This window comes from Acinetobacter sp. 1124_18A, assembly GCF_052824995.1.
This window is the reverse complement of sequence record NZ_VTDF01000001.1, coordinates 297,690-313,793: the sequence shown is the minus strand read 5'-3', so window position 1 is coordinate 313,793 and position 16,104 is coordinate 297,690. Positions and strand designations below refer to the sequence as shown.

Below are 16,104 nucleotides of genomic sequence, written 5' to 3'. Positions count from 1 at the left end.
TCAAACATCCTTTGATTTGCAGTTTGGGCTGATGTGGTTTTCTGGTTTGCCTAGGGTTTCGCAGTCAATGCGGTGGCCTGCTGCTATTTCTTCTGGTTCCGCTAAACGATGGACTTTAGGATTGCAAAACATTCCTGATCTTGTTGTGAAATAACCGTCTGACTCAACATTCGCAACCACATCTATATGATCGTAAGCACCATTTGTGTTCACTACATAATCATCTACTTCAAACTCTTTAAACTCACTCATGGCTGGCTCCTTGAATCGAAAATGCGTTATAGAAATCCTTGTATGGTCTTGCGTAAATATTCCCATCACTAAGACTTTGATAGACAACCATCTTGGGGAACTTCTCGTTATCACACTTGTTTGCAGTAGCGATAAGGCAATATAGATTCCCTGTTTTATTGTGCTTATAGAGCATCACCGCCTCCGTATATTGATTCGTGGTCGCGTACTGCCTCAATCAACTGCCACTTAAAGAATCGCTTGTCACTGCCTTTGACTTGATATGGCATGTCACTATCTAGATCATCAATCCAAGATTTAGCCTGTTCTAAGTCATCAAACTCATTAACCAAATCAACAGACTCCACGAGACGTTTGAGGTCGGAAAGGCTGTAAGCCAAATCAAGTGGATTACATTTCCCAAAGTATTCGAGCCATTTGCTATAGCCATTACTCCATTTAAACCACTTGCCATCATCTTCACGTTGTGAAAAGTACATCTCACCATCTAAGCAAGGAATTACGAATTGAGAGTGCTTAGGAGCCTCTCCTAAAAGTCGTTTAACTTCTGGCAAACCTTGCTCACGAATAAACTGTTCTGGTTTCATTGGCTGCGCTCCCATTTAATAATTTTTGAGTCTTTCGAAAGATAGAGCGGATGCTTTGGGGAATTATCTTTATTTAATCCTAGGCACTTAGGTTCAATCCCAATTGCTGTTAATGCTTCTATAACTTTTTTTACCCTGTTTTTTTTTGCATTCTTACCCCACGCGCAAACAACTACATCTGATCTAATCGACCCAATGTGAGAGTCATTTAAATCACCAACAGGATCAGGGCAATTCCATAGATTTTCTGGATCAGTTGATCTAAATGCATAAAGATTTAAAACTACAATCCCATCAAAACCATTATCCTCTGCAAACCCCATACAGCGACGAATTGTGGGATCATCATCCATATGGTCCGCAGTACTTGGATTTAACATAATAAAAACTAGGGGGTTTAAGCATTCACCACGCGTCAAAACGTATCTGTACTGCTTACAATCACTAAGAACAGCAGTTTTAATATTTCTATTCATCGCCCTTCTCCGTCACGTTTAGTAATGGCTTCCAATCTCTTGATCTCATCATTGATGTACCAAACAGCCTTTTGTAAATCTTGGATTTGGCTATCTGAATCTTTTAATCCATTGCGCCATAAATACTTGATTGCATTGCCAATATTAAAATTACGATGTCTCGTGATCTGAATACACTCAATACCGCTTGGATCACTGGTGTAATGCTTAGGGTGGTTTACGTTGTCAGTCATGCCACTTTCTCCAAATGCCCGATTAAGCTATCTAGCAACTTAGCTGCACCATTGACCTGTTTAACCATTGCCACACACTCAGCACGTGCAATTGCTTTGACTGCCTTCCATGAATCGTCATAGTCTGCGTCTAGTTCTTTGATCCAATTCTTGGTAACCCCGATCCAACGAGTCTTAATACCGCCTACATTAATCTTGATGTGCTTGGCACCGTTTAGCACTTCATGCATAGACATTGACTTATCGAACTTCCATTCCATTTCACATTCAGAAGTACGGCCATCATCACACTCAAGGTATGTGGTAATCTTCAAAGTCCAGACCTGTTTAGGCTCTACTCGTTTTGCATTGAACAATGGGTAAAAGCTACCTTCGAATATTTGAAGCATTTCGTCATTTGTAGGATCACGGCCTAAGGCTTCTAACCACTCAGCACTTGAGATAACTTCCCATTCGGCATGTAGATTTCTTTTGGTACTTTTCATGCTACAAGCTCCCCTTTAACGTTTAGCAAGTCCTTTGCGTACTGAGTCGCTTTGTAGGTTGCATATGAATCTTTTTCTAAGTAGCCGCTTTGAATTAATTCCTGCACATAGCATTGGATGGTGTTGTTAGGTGCATCCAATACAAAGTCATGCAGGTCTTTCATCGTGAAAGGTTCTGTTGCATGAGTAGCGAACAACAAAATGTCAAAAATATTTTGGAATGCTACAACTCGTTTTATTGCTTTCACGCTGCACCTCCTACTCGACCATCATTCCAATTGCACTCAACTACAGTTAAGCCGCCATGCTGGAAACGAGACCATAGACGATCCCCTAGATCCGCTTTGAGCTGATCAAGTGTCATGTTTGAAATAAGCATGGTTGCTTTAGCATCGTCATAACGTGAGTAAAGAACCTTATGTACAAGCTCTAAGCGCTTCTCACGGTCATGCAATCCATACTCGTCTAGGATTAGTAAGTCATATTGAGTGAATTCATAAATCACTGAGGCTTCTGATTGGTCCTTGGTATCTTTGTCCCATGCCTTCATGATCTTCTGCGCCATGTCTTCCGATGTGATGTATCGAGCATATTTACCCTTTGCGAGCAACGTGCGTGCTGTAGCGCATGACAAATGGGTTTTTCCTGTCCCGGTACTACCAACCATCACAAGATTAACTACATCACCGTTTACAATCTTCTTTGCATAACTAGCTGTTTGGAGTAATGCATTCTTCTGTCCTGCCAGCTCAGTTGTGTAGTTGCGAAAACCTGAGTTCTCATGGCGCTTTGGAAGCATTGCTCCTGCAAAGTGTTTTTCACGTACTGCTTGGTTTACTTGCTTTGCATGCTCTTTGTTTGATTGATCAACAAGTTCAACAGCACATGCTGGACATGTCTCACGCCCGAACATCACGATCAATTGAGTATTGTGCTTATGGCAAATTGCCTTGCTTTGGAGCATTTCAGGGTTGAACATCGCATTCATACCATCCACTCCTCTAGCTCTACTTCCTCAACTGGCTCATAATGAGTTTGAGTTTGTTCCCAAGCTTGATTTACGTTTTTGTTGTCTGGTGTAGGTTGTGTTGCTTTTGGCTGAACTGGTGTGCTCATACTGATAAAGCGATCTAGTTTTTCAGGTTCACGACAAATCAATTCGATATCGTTGTAGACAGTTCCACGTTCGTTTTTACCCATGTGGTAATCAGACTTAGAACAATTCACAATTGCTTTCTTGATATCTTCAACTGAATAACCTTGCTCAAGACGTGCTTCAATTTTCTTTTTTCGTTTTTCAGTGAGGACTGTTTTTGAGCTGTTGAAAGTGGTTTTCCAGAACTCAAAGATCACATATATATTTTCTTTAAGTGTTTCTTTAAGTGTTTCTTTATTAGTGCCCCGTTTGACGGGACTGGTCCCATCCCGTTTAGTGGTACTAGCCCCGTCACCTTTGATGGTACTAGTCCCATTTGGCGGTAGTACCGTTTCAAGGGACGGGTTGGTATTGATTGAGTACTCATTTAAGCAGCCTGTTTTACGGCTAACAAAGATGATTTTTTTATCTTCAAGTTCTTTGATGCACGACATAACCGTGTCACGTTTTTTGATGCCACAGTACTTTTGAAATTGTGTGATTGCTATCGTATGTAATGTGCGATCAAAACCAGATGTTTGACGCACTATGAGCATTAGGCATTTGAAGGCCTTATCGTTTAATTGCGCCATTATCTGGTCGTCAATTAAAGAGTTAGGCATTCTGGTATAGCCCTCTTCTTTCTTTGACATAGCTTGGAGCTCTTTTTTAGGAAACTTGAGCACCTCTGCTTGAGGTGGCTCATGCTTATGTGCTAAATTTGTTTTCATTCATTGGTTCCTAATTGATGAATACTTAAGCCTGATTTACGAGATCAGGCTTTTTTATTTGTCTAAATCCCCGTTAATCCCTTCTGATCCCTCACCAAAAATTACTTCGGTTGATAGATCCCGCATCAAAGCTCCTAATCCCAAGCGCTCAAATGATTTTGCTTGTAAATTAAGTACATGCCACTCACCTGCTATTTCTTTCTCAAGTAGGTAAGCAAGGTATTGAGCAAGGTCTTTACCTTTAATTTCAGCAAGGACTTTTGCACGTTCATGGTTTTCGGGAGATAAACGCACATGCGTAGATTTTTTTTCAAGGCTCATAAAATTGTCCTTAAACAACAGTTAATTCTGAAAAGTAGTTTTTTAATTCTGGACATAGGTCCAAAGCTTTAAATTGCCCATTTGTTCTCTTCTGGATGATCAGTGCTGACTTAACAGATACCTGACCAGTAGAGACCATGTGATTAACAGTTGGTTGGGTAATATCCAAGGCAGTGGCTGTTTTACGTTGACTGCCGAAGTAGGAAACAACCTTATCTATTTGGCTAGTTGACATAACCATCTCCTCTATATTTATAGACTAATTTATAGAATATTCTATATTTAGTCAACAAGAGTTAATAGAAATTTCTATTTTATTGTTTCTATTAAAATTTGAGGCGATAGAAATGTTTATATATTATTAAGATCGATCTATATGTTTGAGATTCAGAGCATGTCCACCCAATCGGAAAGATTGAAAGAATCACGCTTAAAAGCTGGGTTATCACAAAAACAAGTTGCAGAAGCAGTGGGTATGAAACAGCCTTCTTATGCTTATCTAGAAAAGTCAGCAAAACATGGCTCATCTCATTTGGCTGAGATAGCTAAAGTATTGAATGTAGATCCATATTGGTTGAGAACTGGGGAATCCACTGAGGATACCGACAAAAGTCTAAGTCAAATTATTGAAAACTCTCCAAAGATTACGGTAAGCTCAGAAGAAGAAAAAGACGAAAGAATTTGGATTGATTTAGTGAATATACGGTTTGCCTGTGGGGATGGGGAATCGATTGAATTTCATTTTGATGAAGTTCTTGAAAAACGTGACTTCCCTCCGCAATTTTTTAAAAAACATGGTGTTAAGCCTGAAAATGTCAAGCTAGCGCTTGCTTCGGGTGATTCACAAGAACCGTATGTTTGCACGGGAGACGTGTTCGCCATTGATTTGGCAGATACCGAAATTCGAGACAATGAGTTCTATGCGGTCTACTTTGAAGGTGAAGCGATGTTGAAGCAAATCTTTAAGGAAGAAGGTGGGAAACTAACCCTACACAGCCTCAATCCTAAATATAGAGACAAGATCGTTTCTGCTGATAATGGCGCTAGTTTTAGAGTGATTGGCCGACAATTCTATCGAGCTGGATAGAAAGATATAGAAACAAGCCCGCGAAAGCGGGTTTTTTAATGCCTAAAATAAAAAATTTACAAATATTTTCTCTATATTTTTAATAATTTAATAGATAAAAAATAGAAATTATAGACAATATATAGAAATTTCTATTGATTACTTTTATAGAATATTCTATATTTATCTCATCGACAAACAAAAAAGTCCCAGACATTCGACCGACGGGACTTTTACTCAATGAGTGAGAAGATTATGACACAGAAATTCGAAATTAAAAATCGTTGGACAGAAGGAGTCCTTTTTACCTGTGATGTTCCTGAAGGAATGGAATCAGGAATGATTGCTCGTCATGCGTTGGAAAGTGCGATTGCTGGCGGTGCCAACCTTCGCAATGCCAACCTTCGCGGTGCCAACCTTTACGGTGCCAACCTTTACGGTGCCGACCTTTACGGTGCCAACCTTCGCGGTGCCAACCTTTACGGTGCCAACCTTCGCGGTGCCAACCTTTACGGTGCCGACCTTCGCGGTGCCAACCTTTACGGTGCCGACCTTTACGGTGCCAACCTTCGCGGTGCCAACCTTTACGGTGCCAACCTTCGCGGTGCCAACCTTTACGGTGCCAACCTTCGCGGTGCCAACCTTTACGGTGCCGACCTTTACGGTGCCAACCTTTACGGTGCCAACCTTTACGGTGCCAACCTTCGCGGTGCCAACCTTTACGGTGCCGACCTTTACGGTGCCAACCTTTACGGTGCCAAAGCTGCCCCACTCATTGTCTCCGGGCTACGTTGGGATGTGATTATTAGTGGCTTAGGAAAAATGCGAATTGGCTGCCAAGAACACACTGTTGAAGATTGGAAATCATTTGATGATGCACACATTACGCGCATGGACAGTGAAGCACTTGAATTCTGGAATCAGTACAAATCAATGCTTTTGAATATGTGTGATAGCTACGTTCATCCAGCTCAGGAGGAATCTAGCAATGACTGAGAATAAATATTCAATCAAGCAAGCGTTTGTTGATGGTACGTCGGGATTCTTATTGTTCTGGGTAGTGTTTTTTTTAGCTGTAGGTCTTTTACGTGGCTGTGCCGACGAGCAACACGTCAACGAACTCAAAGCAAAAGAAAGCTTGTATGTGCGTGTGCAAGTGGAAGGAGCTAACTCATGAATATGTTAGCGAAACTTGTATTTGATGCTGCGGTATTCACAAGCCTTGAAGTGATGAATGTAGGTGTTGAGGATGGCGTTGTTCAGTTCTCTTTATCAGTTCATAACGCTGAGCACATCTACATCGTAGCAAGTGTCAAAGGAATTGAGAAAAACGACACTTTTGAATATGGCGAAGGCTTGGATTATCAAGACTGGAAAGATGTGGATTACACCATGATGACAGTCGATTCAAGTAGCCGACCACATGTCGATGAATACAACTATGTTGATGCAGTCGAAGGTATGCCCTTTGCCCTTACTTCTATTCAGATACTTAAGTTGAATGAGTATTTAGAAGAACTGGCAAGAGAAGACAAAAAGAAAGAGTTGAGAGGTGGGTGATGGGAACTAAATACGATTGGTCGGAAGTTCCACCAGATGTTCAGTTTATGGCAACAGATTTTGATGGGTGGGCATTTGGTTATAAATCTGAGCCTGAACGATTAGCAACTGAATTTAGCGGTGATCTTGTTTATGGAGTTGTAGTACTTCCTTACAACAACATTTATGAGGGCGATTGGGAAGACTCACTCGAACAACGCCCAGTAAAAAAGAATTAGGAGAAGATTATGAATGCGCCAGTGAAAACAGGAAACCAAATTGTTGCTCATACTCCAGAAGGACAGCTTTTTAGTCTGGTTGAAAAGGTTTTATCAAGCTCAAATCCTGACATGGCTATCATTGAAAAAATGCTAGATATGCAAGAGCGCGTGATGGCTAAACAGGCTGAGATGGCTTTCAACCGTGACTTTGCAATGATGGCTCCGGAGATCCCAGTAATTGCTGAGACTTCAACTGGTCATAACATTACTTATGCAGCTCTTGAAACTATCGATGCAGTAGTGCGCCCCATCCTTTCTAAATATGGCTTTGCTACTTCTTTCCGTGTTGAGCATCCAGAACCAACAAAGGTAAAGGTTACATGTGTTTTGATGCATAGAGATGGACACCGTGAAAATACGAGCATGGAATTAAATGCTGACAGTTCTGGATCTAAGAATGCTGTTCAGGCTTTAGGCTCAAGTGTCTCTTATGGCAAGCGTTACACCCTTTGCGCAATGTTAAATATCACCACTGCAAAAGAAGACGACAACGGCTTTGCAGCTAAGCCTTTTTGCCCAATGACACCTGAGCAAATCCAGATGCTCACAGGCTTACATGGTCGTCTTGAGCCTTTCCAACAACAACTATTCTTTGAACAATTTGGAACTATCGAGAACATTAATAAGTCTCTGTTTACCAAAGCTCAATCAGCATTGAATAAGTTGATCAGACAAGGAAATGGCAATGCTAATACTTGATTGTGAACAAGGTTCGCCCGAGTGGTTACAAGCAAGAGCGGGTTTAATCACCTGCTCAGAGCTTGAGGCGGTTTTCTCTAAGAGTAAAGGTAAAGGACTATTTGGGCAAAAGGCCATCACTTATATGTATGAGTTGATTGGTGAGCAGATTACAGGTGAGCCTAAAGAGAGTTTTTCTGGTTTTCATACAGAGCGCGGACATGTTCATGAGCCAATGGCAATTGAACTCTATGCAATGTTGACAGGTAATGAAGTTAGTAAATGCGGCTTCATTGTTGGTGAGAAGTTCGGGTATAGTCCTGATGGTTTAGTAGGCGCAAATGGCTTGACAGAAGTTAAGTCGAAGTTGCCAAAGCTGCAAGCCCAGATTCTTTATGAAGGTGTTTTACCGCCAGAGCATTACTACCAATGCATGGGGGGTGTTTCAGCAGCAGAACGTGAGTGGATTGACTTCATTAGCTACTGCCCTTCAATGCCTTTGTTTGTAAAGCGTCTATACCGAGACGAGAAAGTAATAACAGAAATTAATAACCGTGTTGATCAATTCTTAGAAGAGCTGGACAAGCGGAAACAGGTGATTTTGGGAGTGGCAGCATGACAATTAACAACTTTAATGACTGGTATTTCGATTTATTCGAAAACTCTAATGGTGGTTGCCTGAACCAACAAGAAGTTGCAGAAGAAGCTTGGGATTATCAACAAGAAAAAATACAAAAAGTAGTAGCACTTTTTGATGGTTATGAGTGCGGGCAAAACATCGAGTTAATTATTTTTAAGAAAAAAATTATGGAGATTTTGAAATGACAGATTTGAATAAGTTAAGAAGTGAGTTTGAGGCTATTCCTGAAATTAAAGACAGAATAACTCGTTATGGAATGTCTTTTGTAAACGAATCATATGATAGCCCTTTTTCTCATATGAACGAATGGATGAATGGAGCTTGGTTTGCGTGGGAATTAAAAGCCAAAGCTCAGGCGGTGCTAGAACACATTGTAACCCTTCAAAGAAATGGCGAAGTTTTTAAGTTTGATTTGTTGGATTTACTACGCAGATCGTTAAAGAGTTCAAAAGTATTGAAGACCCGTGAAAACTGGTCACATGTTTCAAAGATGGTCGGGATTGGCTCTACAACATCAACTCTCTTATGTAAAGAAATGAATGTAGATCCAGACGGAACGGTATTTGAAGCAAGCGAATCGGGAGCTGAAAAATGAGCATAACTCTTAATGGATACCAGTTAAAAAGCCTTCTCGAATTCGTAAATCCAGATGGTGAAAATGATTTAGATCAACTTGAAACTGAACTAACTATTAAATTCTTTGAAGATGGGCACAGCGGCAAAGGCTATTACTTTTGGATGACCGAATATCCTGAAGAAGGTGCAATGAAGTTGGATATTGAATCGGGAGCTGAGGGATGAGTAAACCAATTCCAAAAGAAGTGATTCGTGAAGAATTACTTGAGAACTTTAGAAACCTAGCAAGATACTGGGCACAGAGTGAAGGCTCTGATTTAGAGAAATGTGAAGGTCTAGTTCATTCGATCTTAACAACTTTTGATGGTCTTTCAGTATTTCCAGCTATCGATTTGGTTGTTCGCCCCCACCCTGAAGATAAGCAGTACTTTATAGATAATGGCTGTGACTATATCGAAGACGGAACTGTAATTAATGATGATTTGGTGTTGAACGATTTGTTTTTTAGAAAAGCGGAAAGTAAGGAGGGGTGAAATGGAGATTCAACAACATGTTGTTATTCACAAAACTAGTGAATATCCAAGCGCACTTAAAACTGCTTCAGAAATTGCTGGAAGTGACACATTGCCGCTTGAAAAACTTATTGCTTATACCGAGGCTGGTTATATTCCTCATTATAGAATTGATGGAGGTGAATTCCTCTATAAATCGGGAGAAGTAAAAAGCTGGATAGCAAAGAACTTAATGGGTCGTTGTAATGGTGCCGACTTACCTTATGAGCTAAAAATTACAGTACCTGCTGAGAAAATTAGCACATATCCACCTGTGTCCATAAGCAACCTGCCTAACCTTCAGCAAGTCCCAAAGTATGGCTTTAACTCAGGTATTTACTTCTTATGCTTTGGAGATGAGGTGGTTTATGTTGGTCAAAGTACATCACCAGCATCACGTATTGCCAATCATGTATTGGAGGGGAAAAAAGTCTTTGATCGAGTATATTTGCTACCCATTCCAGAGCAAGACTTAAATAATGTTGAGACTGCATTTATAAAAACTTTCAACCCAAAATACAACGGCAAAATAAGAGGAACTGACAAACCTATTACTTTACAAGTTGCTGAATCTGTAGAAAGTGTTTTTTCTCGGATTGGATATGTTGTGGAGGTTTAATAAATGGGAGCACATAAATATATTATTACTGTAGAATCTGATATTCCTCCTCAGATTCTACTAGGTCAAAATCTTGGTGGTGCAATCGTCACCAAGCTTGAACAAGAAAAGCTAGAGCTTGTAAGTGCCGCAGATTTAGCAGTTAAATACAATTTATCTGTGGATACAATTAGACGGAAATTGTCTGCTATCAACCAAGGTACGGAAGGTAAAGCTCTATATAACCCAATCCAAGCTGATGCCCTTTTAAAGGACAGAACCAAACGTGTTGGCAGAAAGCGAGCAAATTAGCTCGCACTGCCATTGAACATTTCAACGAGCTCTTGGGCATCTGGGTTGTAGTAAACATTCACTAAGACCTCAATTTTTTTATGCCCTGTAATTTTAGCAAGCACCTCTACTGGCAATTTACGCACTCTTACCATTCTTGAGATTGCTTCATGCCGTGTATCATGGAAATGCAAGTCTACAATATCAGTCTTTGCTTTTTTCTTTTCCCACATTTGTCTAAATGCATTTTCTGACTGGGGAATTATCTTTTCTTGCTCGCGACTAATTAAATCAACTAATTCTTTTGCAAAAAGTGATAAAGGGACATTCCGCTTAGTACCATTCTTGGTTTTTGGTAAATGAACATAACCATCATAAATATCAGATTTCCTCATATTTAGAATTTCACCACGTCTCATTGCTGTTTCTATTGCAAATAGGAAAGACCAAGCAACATAATGGTCAGACTGAGTCGGGATTTGCCCCACTTCGTAATTTAGAATCTTCAAAATCTTTTCAATTTCTTGTTGTGATATTCTTCGATATCTTGAATCTGGCTTGCTTGGCTTACTTATCTGCATCCAAGGGTTTTCGGTTATCAAGAAAAGTTCTTTTTGGGCATATGTAAACATAGCCGAGTAGAGTGATATTTCTTTTAAGACTGTATTGTCAGAAACTTCCTTTAACCTTTTGTTACGCCAAGTAGTAAGCTGTTTTGGCGTAATGTCATAGATTAAAGTATTGGCTAGATTACCTACTTTCTTTTCAAATGATTTTAATTGAGTAAGGTTCCAAGCTTTGCTGTCTGTATATTTTCCAACACTGTCATAATATTGGTTGAATAAATCCATCCAAGTAATGGTCGGCTTCACTGGCTTATTATCTTCTGTACGACCTGTCTTTAATTCTAATAATTTAATTGTTGCCCAGTGCTCACATTCTTTTGGTGTATCTCGTGTGCATGAGTAGCGCTTCCCATCGAACATAATTTCAATGCGATATGAATCACCTCTTTTTCTTGGCTTGGGTATTTTCATGTGTGGCGTAAAATCTGGCGTAAACTTGGCGGAAATTATGCGGCATTTTCGTTATTTTTTACAGCATCAAAAGCAAGTGCCGCACAATAGGCGTTAAAAAAGGGCTTACAAGTTGTTGAAAAACTTTGTAAACCCTTTATAAATCTTGGTAGGTATATCCAGACTCGAACTGGAGACCTCTACGATGTCAACGTAGCGCTCTAACCAACTGAGCTATACACCTAGAATGGAAAGCATAATATTCATTTTTCAAAAGCAAAACAAGTGATTTTCAATTGAAAAAAATACAAATGAGCAGACTTTAAGCAAACTCTTTTTCATTTCCCAAAAAAGTAAAACGGTACATGGTTTAACCACATACCGTTTTGTTTAGCTGAATTTAACTCTCAACTTAACAAGGGCATTTCTTTAAAGTACCGCCAGCCGATGGATAACGCGCATCTACACAATAGCGATAGAAAGTTTTAGCATCCATTGGTGTTAAATCAGAATGATGAAGCTTCATATGTTCCAGATAAGTTTGATAATCTGGCACACCGACCATGAGTCGAAAGCTTTGCTGCAAACGCTGCCACAGTGTTGCAATACGTGACCAGTTCTTTGGAGAGAGCAATAGCTCTTTTTGTGAGAGCACCGTCATTTTGATGATTTTCGCAATAATGACAGTTCCATTCTTTGCAAATTTAAAATTCATCATTACTCTCCTCGCGTGGTGATCACTTCAGGATCAGCATATACAGCTGGGGATTCATTTACAGTCGGTGTTGGGCTTGCTAAAGCACGGCGTACAATACCAATTGAAGCAATAATCATGACAATCGAAACAATCATAAAGAAGCCACAAAGTGCAGCATTAATCTGATTCGACATCACAATGTTTTGCATCTCAGCAATAGTTTTGGCTGGTTTAAGAATTTCACCACGAGCAATTGCATCTGAAAATCTATTTGCTTGCGCTAAGAAACCAATCTTTGGATTTTCGTGGAAAATCTTTTGCCAACCCGCAGTCATACAGGTCACGAATAAGAAAATTGTTGGGATGATTGTCACCCATACATATTTTTCTTTTTTCATTTTAAACAGAATGACCGTACCCAAAATGAGGGCCATTGAAGCCAACATCTGGTTACCAACACCAAATAAAGGCCATAAAGAGTTAACACCGCCGAGTGGATCAATCACGCCTTGATAGACGAAGAAACCCCATCCACCTACCGCAACAGCCGTACCGACCAAGTTACCAAAGAATGAACCTGATGCTTTAACCGCAGGAATAACAATACCAACCGTATCTTGCACCATGAAACGACAAGCACGTGTACCCGCATCTACAGCAGTTAAAATGAATAACGCTTCAAACAAAATGGCAAAGTGATACCAGAAGGCCATCATTGAACGGCTATTGAAAATTTCCGAAATGATGTGCGCCATACCAATCGCAAACGTAGGTGCTCCACCTGTACGCGATAAAATCGAAGTTTCTCCGACTTCCTGTGCCAACAGCGTTAACATTTCAGGAGTAACCACAAACCCTAAATTACGTACAGCTTCTGCCGCTGTTTCTACAGTTGTACCCAGTACAGCCGCAGGAGCATTAATTGCAAAGTACACGCCTGGGTCTAAGACAGTTGCACAGATCATCGCCATGATACCGACGAAAGATTCCATGAGCATGCCGCCATAACCAATCACACGAATATCAGCTTCGTTATCAATGAGTTTTGGTGTTGTACCACTTGATACAAGTGCATGGAAACCAGAAATCGCACCACAGGCAATGGTAATAAATAGGAATGGAAATAAGCTACCCGAGAAAACAGGGCCAGTACCGTCAATAAAATGAGTCACTGCAGGCATTTTCAATTCAGGTAATGCAATGATAATACCGACTGCTAAACCGAGAATGACACCAATTTTAAGGAATGTTGATAGATAATCACGTGGCGCTAACAATAACCAGACAGGTAAAACTGATGCAATAAATCCATAAATGATTAAGCACCATGTAAGCTGTGTTCCAGTTAAGGTGAAAAATTCACCCCAATAAGGATCTGCTGCAACATGTCCACCGTAAACAATGGCAAGCATCATTAAAACGAAGCCAATAATAGAAACTTCAGCAATACGTCCCGGGCGAATAAATCGCATGTAAACGCCCATAAATAATGCAATTGGAATAGTTGCTGCAATCGTAAACACACCCCATGGACTATGAGCGAGTGCTTTCACCACAACTAAAGCCAATACCGCAAGGATAATAATCATTACCCCAAGCGCACCAAGCATTACAACGATACCAGCAAAAGAACCCAGTTCCTGTTTTGCCATTTCACCAAGCGAACGACCGTCTCGACGCGTTGAAATAAATAAAACTAAGAAATCTTGTACTGCACCCGCGACAACCACACCGACCAGTAGCCAGAGCGTTCCAGGTAAAAAGCCCATTTGTGCAGCCAAAATTGGCCCGACTAATGGCCCCGCTCCTGCAATTGCCGCAAAGTGGTGACCAAAAAGTACATATTTATTGGTGGGAACATAATCCAGACCATCGGCTAAACGATGTGCTGGGGTTAAACGTCTTGGGTTTAATTCAAATACTTTAGTTGCAATAAATAGACTATAAAATCGATATGCGATGCTATATACACATGCTGCAGCCAGTACAAGCCAAACCGCATTAACATGTTCACCACGACTGAGTGCCAGCATCCCAAAAGAAATTGCACCTATAATTGCCACTAGGCTCCAGACCAGCTTGGAGGGAAGCGTAGATTTCGCTTGCATTGTGTCCATTCTTAACCTCTCAATAAATAACTACAGCATTTTTATATTGTTATGTACTGTTCTATCAAATCCTTGTGACTGTACTCCTCCTTTAATTTTTTTCCTCTTATACTTTCGCATAAAAAAAGGGATGATTTACATCATCCCTTCGATAATAGTTTATTTTTTAACTATTATGCACGCTCTAAATAATCGCCAGTACGAGTATCTACACGAACGCTATCTTCTTGCTGAACAAATAACGGAACACGAACAACCGCACCTGTTTCAAGCTTAGCTGGTTTACCGCCACCGCCAGATGTATCACCGCGTACACCTGGATCAGTTTCAACAATTTTTAATACTACGAAGTTCGGTGCGCTTACAGTTAAAGGCACGCCGTTGAACAACATAATAGTACATTTTTCATTTGAATCGTCTTTTAACCATTTAGCTGCATCGCCCATTGCAGTTTTGTCTGCAGCGATTTGCTCAAAAGTTACAGGATCCATGAAGTTCCAAAGTTCGCCATCATTGTATAAGTAGTCCATTTCTACTTCTACGATGTCAGCCGCTTCTACAGTATCGCCAGACTTAAAAGTTTTTTCTAAAACTTTACCAGTTCTAAGGTTACGTAATTTTACGCGGTTGAACGCTTGACCTTTACCTGGCTTTACGTATTCATTTTCCATGATTGAACATGGGTTACTGTCAAGCATGACCTTAAGGCCCGGCTTGAAATCATTTGTAGAATAATTGGCCATGACTGGCACACTCCAAACTTAACAAGTCAACTATGCGATATAATGCGTTCTTGCATTATCTTAATCGTGTCAAATGATAAACTATTTATACCAAGAGCAAAACTGGCAATCGCAACTGAGTGACCTTATTACTGATCCGTCGGAGTTGCTAAGCCTACTCGAGTTATCCACCGATCAGCTATTATCAGGTGCGATTCTGGCTTCTGAACAGTTTAAATTGCGTGTTCCTCGCGCGTTCGTCGGAAAAATGAACGCTAAAGACCCGTTTGACCCGCTTTTGCTACAGGTTTTACCCCATCATTTAGAACTCGAAGAACATCCTGAATTTGTAACTGACCCTTTGGGCGAAGAAGCCGCAAATCAATTACCCGGTGTATTACATAAATATAAATCACGCTTTTTACTGACTTTGACGGGTGCTTGTGCCGTACATTGCCGTTATTGTTTCCGTCGTCATTTTCCCTATCAAGAAAATTTACCGAAAAATGACGATTGGCTAAATATTAAAAATTACATTGAAGCGAATCCGCACATTAATGAAATCATTTTAAGTGGTGGAGACCCCCTTACGCTTTCTAACCGTAAATTAGCACTTTGGCTAGAACGTTTATCATCTCTCAAACAAATTAAGATTCTGAGAATTCATTCACGAGTTCCAATTGTTATTCCAAACCGGATCGACGAAGAGCTGATTTCTTTATTAAAAAACAGTAGGCTGCGTATTATTCTGGTGGTACACTCAAACCACGCTTCTGAACTCGATGACTTTACCTGTTCAAAATTGTTAGAGTTATCTGCCCAGCACATTACTGTACTTAATCAGGCAGTGTTGCTTAAAGGCGTTAATGATTCTGCACAGACATTAATTGATTTAAGCTATCGTTTATTTGAAGCTCGCGTTATGCCTTATTACTTACATGTTTTAGATAAAGTAAAAGGTGCACAACATTTTGATTTAATACCATCTGAGATAGATGATATATATCGTGATGTGTTAGCGAACCTACCGGGGTATTTGGTTCCTAAACTCGTCAGGGAAATTGCGGGCGAAAAGAATAAAACACCGCTTTTTGGGGCAACAACATTTTGAGTTATATAAT

At 40.2% G+C, this 16,104-nt stretch carries 29 protein-coding genes, 1 tRNA gene and 1 pseudogene; 15 read left to right on the top strand and 16 right to left on the bottom strand.

Annotated elements, in window-relative coordinates:
• The 11 genes from FY048_RS01525 to FY048_RS01475 are packed head-to-tail and all read right to left on the bottom strand — an operon-like array spanning position 1 to position 4,455.
• Positions 1-252, bottom strand: a complete 252-nt coding sequence (locus tag FY048_RS01525; RefSeq protein WP_446089877.1) for a hypothetical protein — start codon at positions 250-252, stop codon at positions 1-3.
• Positions 245-427, bottom strand: a complete 183-nt coding sequence (locus FY048_RS01520; RefSeq protein ID WP_446089876.1) for a DUF1653 domain-containing protein — start codon at positions 425-427, stop codon at positions 245-247. The genes FY048_RS01525 and FY048_RS01520 overlap by 8 nt, the downstream gene beginning before the upstream one ends.
• A complete protein-coding gene (locus FY048_RS01515) occupies positions 417-839 on the bottom strand; it encodes a hypothetical protein (protein WP_446089875.1) in 423 nt (140 codons plus the stop codon). Before FY048_RS01515 ends, FY048_RS01520 begins: the two co-directional genes overlap by 11 nt.
• On the bottom strand, positions 836-1,315 hold the full coding sequence (locus FY048_RS01510; RefSeq protein ID WP_446089874.1) for a DUF1643 domain-containing protein: 480 nt from the start codon (positions 1,313-1,315) through the stop codon (positions 836-838). The genes FY048_RS01515 and FY048_RS01510 overlap by 4 nt, the downstream gene beginning before the upstream one ends.
• Positions 1,312-1,548 carry a DUF3310 domain-containing protein gene (locus tag FY048_RS01505; RefSeq protein WP_446089873.1) on the bottom strand — a complete coding sequence of 79 codons (237 nt, stop codon included), beginning with the start codon at positions 1,546-1,548 and terminating at the stop codon, positions 1,312-1,314. Before FY048_RS01505 ends, FY048_RS01510 begins: the two co-directional genes overlap by 4 nt.
• Positions 1,545-2,033: a hypothetical protein gene (locus FY048_RS01500; RefSeq protein WP_446089872.1), complete on the bottom strand. Its 489-nt coding sequence runs from the start codon at positions 2,031-2,033 to the stop codon at positions 1,545-1,547. The genes FY048_RS01505 and FY048_RS01500 overlap by 4 nt, the downstream gene beginning before the upstream one ends.
• Positions 2,030-2,281 (bottom strand): hypothetical protein, encoded by a 252-nt coding sequence (locus tag FY048_RS01495; protein ID WP_446089871.1) that lies wholly within the window; start codon positions 2,279-2,281, stop codon positions 2,030-2,032. Before FY048_RS01495 ends, FY048_RS01500 begins: the two co-directional genes overlap by 4 nt.
• The gene (locus FY048_RS01490) at positions 2,278-3,021 is read right to left on the bottom strand and encodes an ATP-binding protein (protein ID WP_446089870.1); all 744 of its coding nucleotides are present in this window, start codon (positions 3,019-3,021) and stop codon (positions 2,278-2,280) included. The genes FY048_RS01495 and FY048_RS01490 overlap by 4 nt, the downstream gene beginning before the upstream one ends.
• Positions 3,018-3,899 carry a replication protein gene (locus FY048_RS01485; RefSeq protein WP_446089869.1) on the bottom strand — a complete coding sequence of 294 codons (882 nt, stop codon included), beginning with the start codon at positions 3,897-3,899 and terminating at the stop codon, positions 3,018-3,020. The genes FY048_RS01490 and FY048_RS01485 overlap by 4 nt, the downstream gene beginning before the upstream one ends.
• A 54-nt stretch (positions 3,900-3,953) precedes the next feature.
• Complete coding sequence (locus FY048_RS01480; protein ID WP_016685971.1) at positions 3,954-4,220, bottom strand: hypothetical protein; 267 nt, start codon at positions 4,218-4,220, stop codon at positions 3,954-3,956.
• Positions 4,221-4,230: 10 nt separating this feature from the next.
• A complete protein-coding gene (locus tag FY048_RS01475) occupies positions 4,231-4,455 on the bottom strand; it encodes a Cro/CI family transcriptional regulator (protein WP_446089868.1) in 225 nt (74 codons plus the stop codon).
• Positions 4,456-4,614: 159 nt separating this feature from the next.
• On the opposite strand from FY048_RS01475, the gene FY048_RS01470 reads away from it, so the two are divergent.
• The 14 genes and pseudogenes from FY048_RS01470 (at position 4,615) to FY048_RS01405 (ending at position 10,461) form a co-directional block, all read left to right on the top strand.
• The gene (locus FY048_RS01470; protein ID WP_446089867.1) at positions 4,615-5,307 is read left to right on the top strand and encodes an XRE family transcriptional regulator; all 693 of its coding nucleotides are present in this window, start codon (positions 4,615-4,617) and stop codon (positions 5,305-5,307) included.
• 219 nt (positions 5,308-5,526) lie between these two features.
• Positions 5,527-5,994 (top strand): annotated as a pseudogene (locus FY048_RS01465) (pentapeptide repeat-containing protein); the annotation flags it as partial.
• Between the two features lie 114 nt (positions 5,995-6,108).
• A complete protein-coding gene (locus tag FY048_RS01460) occupies positions 6,109-6,282 on the top strand; it encodes a hypothetical protein (protein WP_446090290.1) in 174 nt (57 codons plus the stop codon).
• The gene (locus FY048_RS01455; protein ID WP_446089866.1) at positions 6,275-6,463 is read left to right on the top strand and encodes a hypothetical protein; all 189 of its coding nucleotides are present in this window, start codon (positions 6,275-6,277) and stop codon (positions 6,461-6,463) included. Before FY048_RS01460 ends, FY048_RS01455 begins: the two co-directional genes overlap by 8 nt.
• Positions 6,460-6,846 carry a hypothetical protein gene (locus tag FY048_RS01450; protein WP_446089865.1) on the top strand — a complete coding sequence of 129 codons (387 nt, stop codon included), beginning with the start codon at positions 6,460-6,462 and terminating at the stop codon, positions 6,844-6,846. Before FY048_RS01455 ends, FY048_RS01450 begins: the two co-directional genes overlap by 4 nt.
• Entirely contained in the window at positions 6,846-7,064 is a 219-nt protein-coding gene (locus FY048_RS01445) for a hypothetical protein (RefSeq protein WP_446089864.1), read from the top strand. Before FY048_RS01450 ends, FY048_RS01445 begins: the two co-directional genes overlap by 1 nt.
• Before the next feature lie 9 nt (positions 7,065-7,073).
• Entirely contained in the window at positions 7,074-7,805 is a 732-nt protein-coding gene (locus tag FY048_RS01440) for an ERF family protein (RefSeq protein WP_446089863.1), read from the top strand.
• Entirely contained in the window at positions 7,792-8,403 is a 612-nt protein-coding gene (locus tag FY048_RS01435) for a lambda exonuclease family protein (RefSeq protein WP_446089862.1), read from the top strand. The genes FY048_RS01440 and FY048_RS01435 overlap by 14 nt, the downstream gene beginning before the upstream one ends.
• Positions 8,400-8,609 (top strand): hypothetical protein, encoded by a 210-nt coding sequence (locus tag FY048_RS01430; RefSeq protein WP_446089861.1) that lies wholly within the window; start codon positions 8,400-8,402, stop codon positions 8,607-8,609. The genes FY048_RS01435 and FY048_RS01430 overlap by 4 nt, the downstream gene beginning before the upstream one ends.
• Complete coding sequence (locus FY048_RS01425; protein ID WP_446089860.1) at positions 8,606-9,019, top strand: hypothetical protein; 414 nt, start codon at positions 8,606-8,608, stop codon at positions 9,017-9,019. Before FY048_RS01430 ends, FY048_RS01425 begins: the two co-directional genes overlap by 4 nt.
• Positions 9,016-9,225: a hypothetical protein gene (locus tag FY048_RS01420; protein ID WP_033856045.1), complete on the top strand. Its 210-nt coding sequence runs from the start codon at positions 9,016-9,018 to the stop codon at positions 9,223-9,225. Before FY048_RS01425 ends, FY048_RS01420 begins: the two co-directional genes overlap by 4 nt.
• Positions 9,222-9,533: a hypothetical protein gene (locus FY048_RS01415; protein ID WP_446089859.1), complete on the top strand. Its 312-nt coding sequence runs from the start codon at positions 9,222-9,224 to the stop codon at positions 9,531-9,533. The genes FY048_RS01420 and FY048_RS01415 overlap by 4 nt, the downstream gene beginning before the upstream one ends.
• A 1-nt stretch (position 9,534) precedes the next feature.
• Entirely contained in the window at positions 9,535-10,170 is a 636-nt protein-coding gene (locus FY048_RS01410) for a GIY-YIG nuclease family protein (protein WP_446089858.1), read from the top strand.
• Between the two features lie 3 nt (positions 10,171-10,173).
• Positions 10,174-10,461: a DNA-binding protein gene (locus FY048_RS01405; RefSeq protein WP_446089857.1), complete on the top strand. Its 288-nt coding sequence runs from the start codon at positions 10,174-10,176 to the stop codon at positions 10,459-10,461.
• Here the strand turns inward: FY048_RS01405 and FY048_RS01400 are convergent.
• The 5 genes from FY048_RS01400 to efp form a co-directional block, all read right to left on the bottom strand.
• Complete coding sequence (locus tag FY048_RS01400; RefSeq protein WP_446089856.1) at positions 10,458-11,477, bottom strand: tyrosine-type recombinase/integrase; 1,020 nt, start codon at positions 11,475-11,477, stop codon at positions 10,458-10,460. The two genes, FY048_RS01405 and FY048_RS01400, sit on opposite strands and share 4 nt — an antisense overlap.
• Positions 11,478-11,623: 146 nt before the next feature.
• Positions 11,624-11,700, bottom strand: a tRNA-Val gene (locus tag FY048_RS01395).
• A gap of 168 nt (positions 11,701-11,868) precedes the next feature.
• Positions 11,869-12,174, bottom strand: coding sequence for a YbdD/YjiX family protein (locus FY048_RS01390; RefSeq protein ID WP_004643555.1), 306 nt, complete (start codon positions 12,172-12,174; stop codon positions 11,869-11,871).
• Positions 12,174-14,270, bottom strand: coding sequence for a carbon starvation CstA family protein (locus FY048_RS01385; RefSeq protein WP_446089855.1), 2,097 nt, complete (start codon positions 14,268-14,270; stop codon positions 12,174-12,176). Before FY048_RS01385 ends, FY048_RS01390 begins: the two co-directional genes overlap by 1 nt.
• A gap of 164 nt (positions 14,271-14,434) precedes the next feature.
• The gene (gene efp, locus FY048_RS01380) at positions 14,435-15,004 is read right to left on the bottom strand and encodes an elongation factor P (protein ID WP_004643557.1); all 570 of its coding nucleotides are present in this window, start codon (positions 15,002-15,004) and stop codon (positions 14,435-14,437) included.
• A 73-nt stretch (positions 15,005-15,077) separates the two neighbouring features.
• Here efp and epmB point away from each other — a divergent pair, with 73 nt between their 5' ends.
• Positions 15,078-16,094, top strand: coding sequence for an EF-P beta-lysylation protein EpmB (gene epmB, locus FY048_RS01375; protein WP_446089854.1), 1,017 nt, complete (start codon positions 15,078-15,080; stop codon positions 16,092-16,094).
• Positions 16,095-16,104: the final 10 nt, after the last annotated feature.